Raw genomic sequence first — 7,472 nt, 5'->3', positions numbered from 1 at the left:
CCGCGCCGGTCACGATCGCCGCGCCCTGGCCGGCGACCAGCGCACCGAGCGCCGCGACGCCGATTGCGGCCCCTACCTGGCGTGCGGTATTGAGGATCGCGGACGCCGTGGCCGAGCGGCTGGTCTCGACGCTGCCGAGCAGCGTCGACGTCAGTGCCGGAATCGCGATGCCGCCGCCGACCGCCATCGCCGCGAGCCCGGGCGCGAGCAGCGGGTACGGCGTATGGGCGGCAAGCGTCTGCCACAGCCACAGATAGCCCACGAGCGATACGGCGAAGCCGATGACGACGGTCACGCGGAATCCGTACCGGACGGCCAGCCGCGCGCTCGCGATGTTGGCGAGCATGATGATCGTGAGCGGCGCGAGCGCCAGCCCCGATTCGGTCGCGGTGAAGCCGCGTGCGTTCTGGAAATACAGGCTCAACGAGAAGATCAGCCCGTAGAACGCAGCGTTCGTGATCGCACCGATCGCGAGCACGCCCGGCACGCGCGCGATCCGGAAGAACGCCAGTTGCAGCATCGGCGCGGCGACGCGTCGCTCGATCGCGACGAACAGCGCACCGAGCACGACCGACGCGGCCAGCGCGCCGACCGCGTAAGGGTCGCCGATGCCCTGGGCGCCGGCCCGGATGATCCCGCCCGTCAGCAGCCCGAGCACCAGCACCGCGACGATCTGACCGGCCGGATCGAACAGCCGCGTGCGCGCGGCGGCCGAATCCTGCACGTGGCGCAGCGTGAGCCATAACCCGATCGCGCAGATCGGCAGGTTGATGAAGAAGATCGCGCGCCAGCCCAGCGAGTCGATCAGCAGGCCGCCGAGCGTCGGCCCGGCCGCGCTGATCGCTCCGCCTGTCGCGCTCCACCACGCGACGGCTTTCACGCGCGCGGCGGCGTCGTTCGCGCACGCATGCGTGATGAGCGCGAGCGACGTCGGCAGAATCATCGCGGCGCCGGCGCCCTGTGCGACCCGCGCTGCGATCAGCGCGGCGAGCGACGGCGCGAGCGCGCAACCGAGCGACGCGAGCAGGAACAGCGCGAGGCCGTATGCGAACAGTTTCCGGCTGCCGAAGCGATCGGCCAGCGTGCCGGACGTCAGCAGCAGCGCGGCGAACGACAGCGTATAGGCATCGACGATCCATTGCAGGCCGTGAACGCTCGATCCGAATGAATGACCGAGGCTCGGAATCGCGACGTTGACGACGGTCACGTCGAGCTGGACGATCGCGAAGCCGAGGCTCGCGGCCGCAACTGTCGGGAAGATCGCGCGCAGTGACGTGCGGTGCTGCGGCGCGGCGGCGACCCGTGCGCTGTCGAGTGCGGGAACACGCTCGCTCATCGCAGCTCCCGGGCCGCGTGGCGGATGGCGCCGTGCGTCGGCAGCGATGTCTCGTGGCCGTGGGCACGGCATGACAGGCGGTATCGGTTCATCTGCGGGTTCCCGTGTGGCGGATGAAGGGCGCCGACCGTCGATCGACGGCCGGCCGCGTCGTGGAGTCCGACAGAAACTAGCATCGACCCGCTAGCGAATACAAATAATAACCAGCGATTTTTTAACAACTATTCGTGTTAATGGCGGAATCCGCCGGCGCGGCCGCGCGCCGATTGCATTGCTGAACTTATATCGATAATTTTTGTTTGCAATCGAATTTATATCATTTCTAAATGGAATGCCGGTCCCCTAGTCTTGTCGAGCGCTTCGCACCGAGGACGGCAACGCGCGGCGGTGGTGGCACACCGCTCTTCGATCCAGGAAATTAATACGAGAGACCTATGACCTATCTCGCAGATGAACGTATCGTTTTGACGGCAGCGGAGTCCGGCCACATCCGGAAGACGCTCGGCGCGCTGAATTACGACCCAGCCGGCGGCGCCGGCTACATCAGCGCTGTCCGCAAGCTCGCCTACAACGCGTTTCCCGACCGGATCGTCGACGCGTTCGATCGCGCGAAGGCGCCGACCGCCGACGCGCACGGCTCCATCGAGATCGACAACCTGCCGATTGACGGCGACGTGAACGGCAGCCCGCGCTTCGAGGAAACCGGCCGCTCGTTCAAGGCCGGCGTGCTGAGCGAAAACGTGCTCGTTGCATTGAGCACGCTGGCCGGAGAACCGTATTCGATTGCGCACGAAGGGCGCGAGCTGGTGAACAACCTGACGCCGCACAAGACGACCGCGCGCGAATATACGGGCCTCGGTTCCGAGGTCGAACTCGATTTCCATATCGAGAACGCCGCGCAGGCCCACATGCCCGAGGGCGACACGTCGCCATTCGCGTTGCTGCTGCTCGGCATCCGCAGCGAAGCCGGCGGCGGCCCGTACACACGGCTCGCCGACGCGCGCCGCGCACTGCAGCTGCTGTCGCCGGACGATATCGCGCAACTGTACGGCGAGCATTACATCATCCGGGTGCCATACCGCTGGCGCGGCGCGACCCCGACGCCGCGCGACAACACCGACCTGAGCGCCGTGCTGTCCGGGCCGCTCGACGCGCCGCGCGTGACGGTCGCGTTCTATCCGGACATGGTGCTGCCGGTCAATACGCGCGCTCAGGAAGCATTGGCCAACCTGTATCGCGCGGTACGCGAGGTGTCGTTCGGCGTCCAGGTGTCGCCGGGCAAGCTGGTGCTGATCAACAACCACTTCACGCTGCATTCGCGCGACAAGTTCGATCCGCAATACGACGAGAACGATCGCGCGTTTCGCTGGGTACAGCGTGTGTTCGTCGCGCGCAGCCTGTGGAACTTCCGCGCATTTACGCCGCTGCAGGCGCGCGTATTCGACCCGAAGGCGTTGTATGCGGGCGACTCGCCGGTGCAGCGCCGGGCGCCGGCTGCGCGGCCGGCGGTCCGTCGTGAAACTGCGACCGATCTCGAGGCAACGCCGGCTTGACACGGCCCGGAACGTGGGGCGGGGCGACGTGGGGTCAAAATCGTTCGACTCCCGTCCGCGGTCGTTGCATTTTTTACCAGAAAGAATGAAAGGATTGCATAAGATATGAGACGAATAGCATTTCCGATTGCGCATCTCGTTCGCGTGCTGGCCGTTGCGCTGATCGGCGCTGGCGTCGCCGCCCAGGCCGCGACATTCGACCTTAGCCCCGAGCAGCCGGGCCGGCAGCGCGGCACTGTGAACCCGGCGGTCGAGCAGGCCGTGCCGGGCGGCTTCAGGTTTGCCGAAGCGAACACGCTGACGATCGGCATCGCGCCGAACTTGCCGCCGCTGAGCACGTATGCGACCGACGCGCGCACGGTAGTCGGGTTCGATCCAGATCTCGCGCAACTCATTGCGGACAGTATCGGGCGCAAGCTGAAGATCGTACCGCTCTCGTGGGCCGACTGGCCGCTCGCGCTGCAGTCGGGCAAGGTCGACGCGGTGATCTCGAATGTGACGGTTACCGAGCAGCGCAAGGAGAAGTTCGACTTCTCGACGTATCGCAAGGATCAGCTCGGCTTCTATGTGAAGTCCGGCAACCGGATCGCGGCGATCCGCGAACCGAAGGACGTCGCCGGGCTGCGCGTCGTGACCGACTCCGGCACGAACCAGGAAAAGATCCTACTCGAATGGAACCGGCAGAACGTCGAACGCGGCCTCGCGCCCGTCGCGATCCAGTATTACGCCGATGCTGCGGAACGCTGGGTCGCATTGCAGTCGGGCCGCGTCGACACGATCTTTAGCGTGAATTCGATGCTCGCGTACCAGGCGTCGCTGCGCGGCGATGCGAAGCTGATCGGCACCGTGAGCGGCGGCTGGCCGCGCACCGCGGATATCGCGATCACGACGCGCAAGGGCAGCGGACTTGCCGATCCGCTGACGCTCGCGATCAATGCATTGATCGCGAATGGCAGTTACCGGAAGGTGCTCAGCCGCTGGAGCCTCGATGCCGAGGCGATCGACAGGTCGCAGACCAATCCGCCGGGATTGCCGAGGACGTGAACGCGTAACGCGCGTGCGCGGTGCCGGGCGGGCCGCACGGATGCGTCTGCCCGGTCAGAAAACGTCGTCGCGACCACGATGCCGAACACGAGGCCGTTGATCGTCGGTACCAGGGCAGGGGGGCTGGGTGCGGCCTTGCCGGTCAATGCACTGCGATGAGCCGCCCGCTCGGAGATTCCGGCCGTCGCCTTGACCGTCGACGCGAAGGACGAGGGCGCCACGGCGTTCTATGGACACTTCGGCTTCCAGTCCCTCACACACGATCCGTTGGCGCTGTTTCTGCCGTTGGCGGCAATGAAGTAGGCGGCGGAGCCACCTCATGCGACGACGGCAACCTGGCAGTAGCCGGTTTTTTGGGGGGCGTCGTCAAGTCCGCCAATTCTTGGTTTGAGGAGGGATTGCCGGAGGAGAGAGGTGAGGGTGGGGATTCGCGTCGCGGCCGCGTCATCGCAGCGACATTTTTCTCGCGTAAATCTATGGCACTTCGCCTGTCGGCGGGGTACCGTTTTCTCAAGGAATAACGACCATGGCGGCAAAACGCCTTCGCATCAACATGATTACCCGTCGCCAGTCGACGTTCGATGGCCGGCATCTCGACACCGAGGCGGCACGCCGTTTCGGCGCGCACGCGCACGACGCGACTCCTGCTCATCTGAAAGGTACGCAGGGCGCCCAGGCTGAATGGCTGCCGCGCGTGAAGGTCAGCGAGCGATAACCCGGTTACGCTCGGTGTTCTGCGTCGCCCTGCGCCGTCTCGCGGTGCGGCCCAGCGGGTCGACCCACCAAAGGAGCCGCGATGCGTCCGTGACGCCATTGGATCGCGGCTGCCGTCGTCATCGCGTGCCTGAACCGGCGAATTCGTCAAGTCACCGGCGGCGCGTGCCCATGATCCCCCACCCCCTGGGCGTCGTCGTATTCCCGCGAAATATCCTTGTTTGTATAGTCCCCGAGCTTCGATGCGGCGACCACGCTCAGCACCGCACACACCAGCACGTACGCCGCGATCGCATACCCCGAGTGGTAGTAGGCAAACAGCGCCGTTGCGATCAGCGGTGCCGGGCCACCGGCAATGACGGAAGCGAGCTGATAACCCATCGACGCGCCGCTATACCGCAACCGCCCTGTGAATGACTCGGCAATCAATGCAGCCTGCGGTCCATACATCATCGAATGCGGAACCAACGACAATACGATGGCCACGAAGATCCACACCGGATTCCGGCTATCGACCATCGCGAAGTAGACGAATCCGAATACGCCGGCGGCAGCCGCACCGATCATGTACATCCTCCGCCGCCCGATCAGATCCGACACGTGCCCGAACAACGGAATGGTGAAGAACTCGACCACGGATGCGACCAGCACCGCCGCCAGCAGTAGTTCGCGTGTGACGCCCAGCGCCGTGATCCCGTAAGTGAACACGAACGCCGTATAGATATAGAACGGCGCCTGCTCGGCCATCCGCGCAAACGCCGACAGCACGATATCCCTCGGCTGCTTGCGCAGCACTTCGAGCATCGGGGTCTTCTCGATCCGACGCTCGGCCAGCAGCTTCGCGAAGATCGGCGTCTCGAGAATATTCAGGCGGATATAGAGCCCGATCGCGACCAGCACGATGCTGAGGAAAAACGGCACGCGCCAGCCCCACGCGAGGAAAGCGCTGCCGGAAAACCAGCTCATGGCCAGCACGGCAAGGTTGGCGAGGAACAATCCCGCAGGCACGCCGAATTGCGGCCACGACGCGACGAAACCGCGATGCGTATTGGTGCGCGCCCACTCCATCGACATCAGGACCGAGCCGCCCCATTCGCCGCCCACGCCGACGCCCTGGATGAAGCGCAGTACCGTGAGGATAACGGCGCCCCAGATGCCGATCGCGGCATAGGTCGGAACGAATGCCACGGCGAACGTGGCGAGCCCCATCAGCAACAGGGTCACGATCAGCGTGGCCTTGCGTCCGATGCGATCGCCGTAATGGCCGAAGATCGCCGCGCCGACCGGCCGTGCGACAAAGCCGACGGCATAGATCAAGAACGCCTGCAGCGTGCCGACGAGTGGATGGGATTGCGGGAAATACAGCTTTGCGAAGACCAGGCCGGTGACCGTGCTGTAGAGGAAGAAGTCATACCATTCGATCGTAGTGCCAATCGTGCTGGCGATGACGGCGCGGTGCAACTGGCGCCGGGCTTCCTCGTCGGAGAGGGGCGTGGCCGCGGATTGCATGGCAGCCATTTTGATATCCCCCGGAAAAAGGGCGATAGAGAAATAAACCATACGCCCCGCGACAGGTTCCGGCAAGCGCGAGCTGCGGATGTCTGCCACAGCCATCCGGGTCATTTAGTCTGGGACCGAGCCAGTTCGCCAGCGGGCCGGATGTGGTTGGGATGGAGAAGAACGGTAGGCACGATCGATCGCTCATGAACACTGTATGTGTTCTCATTGTTCTGGCTGGAAAACGCCAAAGCGCGAAATCGAGAGAATCTTGGCTCGCCGAGTATGCGCGCTCGGGCAGATCTGACGTCAATAGTCAGCTCTAAGCCACGGGCGCGCCAATGAAGGTTGCACGGAGCTGCCGCCATTGCAGCATCACTTGGCAGTCGTGCCGTCTGCCCACGTATAGCCGAGATTCGTAATACCAGTGATCAGGCTCTGGAAGTCCTGGTAGGCCGGTAATCCGAGGTCGGGTTCAAGCCAGTACGGATGGAAGAAGAAGGACGCGAAACCGTCCCGCACTGCCAAACCGTATTGAGCATTGGTGACGAGCTGCTGCCATGGATACGAGATACACGAGAACTGGTCGGTATTGCAGATGTTGTACTGGATACTGCCCAAGTTCTCCGGGATGATCCGCTGCCCGTAGTAATCGGCGTTGATGATGTACGGGAAGAACTGGCCGGCCGAAAAGTCCTGGTTGGCTGCTCCCGTCCCCAGTTGCGGGTTGGTCGCGGTGTAGTAGACGGCCCGCTGGAACGTGGTCGGGAACGTCTGCACCGTGGCCGCCGACGCGTTCGGCGACATCTGGTACTGCGGCGCGGCCCAGCCGACGACCTTGTAGCCGTTGAGCGTGAACTCGCTGAGGCCATCGGTCATTCTGCCTTGCGCCCATTGAACGGAGTCCTCATCGACGGGACGGTTCTGCACCGCATACCAGAACTCATAGTCGCTGCCGCTGACCGCCGTGAGAAGATTCGGCGTCGAGTCGTACTGGTGGGTATAGCCGTGCATCACGATCGAGCCGCCGCGCAGGAGCGCATAGTTCAGCGCACTCTTGAGGCCCGTTGCCTGCGCCAGATGGATTGTCTCGGGGACGCCGCCGTTGTAATAGCCGTTCGGATCCGTATACACGGGAATGGTGGCCATCGTGAACGGAATCGTCTTCGAGTACAGGTAATCCGTCAGCGTTGTCATCGAGCTCGTCGTCGTGTATGCGTCAAGATCCTCGAGACGAACGAGCGCACGGTGATTCACCGGTGCATTGGTCTGCAGGATGTCGTGCAGGATGTCGCAGATCACGAGATAGCGATCCGTCGGGCCGATGT

The 7,472-nt window shown here is 64.1% G+C and carries 6 protein-coding genes and 1 pseudogene; 4 read left to right on the top strand and 3 right to left on the bottom strand.

What is annotated here, in order from left to right:
- A partial coding sequence (locus tag F3J14_RS32590; RefSeq protein ID WP_166726415.1) for an MFS transporter occupies window positions 1-1,336 on the bottom strand: 1,336 nt, incomplete at its 3' end.
- Between the two features lie 434 nt (window positions 1,337-1,770).
- On the opposite strand from F3J14_RS32590, the gene F3J14_RS32585 reads away from it, so the two are divergent.
- The 4 genes and pseudogenes from F3J14_RS32585 to F3J14_RS32570 all read left to right on the top strand — a co-directional run bounded on the left by F3J14_RS32585 (window position 1,771) and on the right by F3J14_RS32570 (window position 4,648).
- Complete coding sequence (locus F3J14_RS32585) at window positions 1,771-2,889, top strand: TauD/TfdA family dioxygenase (protein WP_166726414.1); 1,119 nt, start codon at window positions 1,771-1,773, stop codon at window positions 2,887-2,889.
- 105 nt (window positions 2,890-2,994) lie between these two features.
- On the top strand, window positions 2,995-3,933 hold the full coding sequence (locus F3J14_RS32580; RefSeq protein ID WP_166726413.1) for an ABC transporter substrate-binding protein: 939 nt from the start codon (window positions 2,995-2,997) through the stop codon (window positions 3,931-3,933).
- A gap of 92 nt (window positions 3,934-4,025) precedes the next feature.
- Window positions 4,026-4,236: pseudogene (locus F3J14_RS35950) on the top strand (GNAT family N-acetyltransferase); the annotation flags it as partial.
- A gap of 223 nt (window positions 4,237-4,459) precedes the next feature.
- Window positions 4,460-4,648 carry a hypothetical protein gene (locus F3J14_RS32570; protein ID WP_105786888.1) on the top strand — a complete coding sequence of 63 codons (189 nt, stop codon included), beginning with the start codon at window positions 4,460-4,462 and terminating at the stop codon, window positions 4,646-4,648.
- Between the two features lie 146 nt (window positions 4,649-4,794).
- On the opposite strand, the gene F3J14_RS32565 is transcribed toward F3J14_RS32570, so the two are convergent.
- Window positions 4,795-6,165 carry an MFS transporter gene (locus F3J14_RS32565; RefSeq protein ID WP_105786887.1) on the bottom strand — a complete coding sequence of 457 codons (1,371 nt, stop codon included), beginning with the start codon at window positions 6,163-6,165 and terminating at the stop codon, window positions 4,795-4,797.
- A gap of 354 nt (window positions 6,166-6,519) precedes the next feature.
- A partial coding sequence (locus tag F3J14_RS32560) for a polysaccharide deacetylase family protein (protein ID WP_166726412.1) occupies window positions 6,520-7,472 on the bottom strand: 953 nt, incomplete at its 5' end.

The organism is Burkholderia sp. Tr-862, from assembly GCF_011753085.1.
In the GTDB taxonomy this organism is placed as follows: domain Bacteria; phylum Pseudomonadota; class Gammaproteobacteria; order Burkholderiales; family Burkholderiaceae; genus Burkholderia; species Burkholderia ambifaria.
The sequence above is the reverse complement of the archived record's forward strand: the minus strand, read 5'-3'. Positions and strand labels throughout refer to the sequence as shown.

Coding starts and splice junctions, on each gene's coding strand:
- F3J14_RS32585 (WP_166726414.1), top strand. CDS start 1,771: ATGACCTATCTCGCAGATGAACGTATCGTTTTGACGGCAGCGGAGTCC.
- F3J14_RS32580 (WP_166726413.1), top strand. CDS start 2,995: ATGAGACGAATAGCATTTCCGATTGCGCATCTCGTTCGCGTGCTGGCC.
- F3J14_RS32570 (WP_105786888.1), top strand. CDS start 4,460: ATGGCGGCAAAACGCCTTCGCATCAACATGATTACCCGTCGCCAGTCG.
- F3J14_RS32565 (WP_105786887.1), bottom strand. CDS start 6,165: ATGGCTGCCATGCAATCCGCGGCCACGCCCCTCTCCGACGAGGAAGCC.